At 56.0% G+C, this 350-nt stretch carries 1 pseudogene; it reads right to left on the reverse strand.

From position 1 onward, the window contains the following. Positions 1 to 350, reverse strand: a pseudogene (locus tag KPG66_RS16790) (hypothetical protein); the annotation flags it as partial.

A 350-nucleotide genomic window follows, 5' to 3' on the forward strand; every position in this document is an offset into this window, starting at 1 on the left:
CCAAGATGTATCGCATCTTCAGGCAAAACGAGTGACCCATATTTGTGGGTAAACCTCAGATAAGAGGGGGGGAGGCGTAGAGCCTGTTCGCACAAAAACGCGTACTGCGCGGATTGACTCGGGTGTGCCCTATCCGAATGCAAATGCCCCAGTAGCCCGACCAAGGCCGAAATCAGCCCCGCTTGCTCAGACACGTTCAACGACGGCAGCCGCGCCCAGAGTGCCTGATAACGCTCGATGACTTCTGGTGAGCCGCTGTTGAAATTGAACAACCCGTTCGCCAGTACCTGCCAGACATTGTCCTGCTCGGGCTCGCGCTGTGCCACTAAAGCGTGAGCGAAGTCAAATAC

It is taken from the genome of Mycetohabitans sp. B2 (genome assembly GCF_021733735.1).
Taxonomy (GTDB): domain Bacteria; phylum Pseudomonadota; class Gammaproteobacteria; order Burkholderiales; family Burkholderiaceae; genus Mycetohabitans; species Mycetohabitans rhizoxinica.